Source organism: Bacillus sp. SIMBA_074, assembly GCF_046534555.1.
Taxonomy (GTDB): Bacteria; Bacillota; Bacilli; order Bacillales; family Bacillaceae_G; genus Bacillus_A; species Bacillus_A mycoides.
Map to the genome: position 1 here is coordinate 1 of NZ_JAWRYM010001342.1, position 230 is coordinate 230.

The 230-nt window shown below is 36.1% G+C and carries 1 protein-coding gene; it reads left to right on the forward strand.

The genetic code is table 11. From position 1 onward, the window contains the following. A partial coding sequence (locus SB773_RS35065; protein ID WP_410595208.1) for a PhoH family protein occupies positions 1-230 on the forward strand: 230 nt, incomplete at both ends.

Consider the following 230-nt stretch of genomic DNA (forward strand, 5'->3'; position numbering starts at 1 on the left):
GGGTGTTTACCAGGTGATTTGAAAGAAAAAGTAGATCCGTATTTACGTCCACTATATGATGCGTTACGTGATATTCTTGGACAAGAATATACACAACGTATGATGGAACGTGGTGTAATTGAAATTGCAACTCTTGCTTATATGAGAGGGCGTACTCTGGATGAATCATTTGTTATATTAGATGAGGAGCAAAATACAACTGGTGTTCAAATAACAATGTTTTTAACACG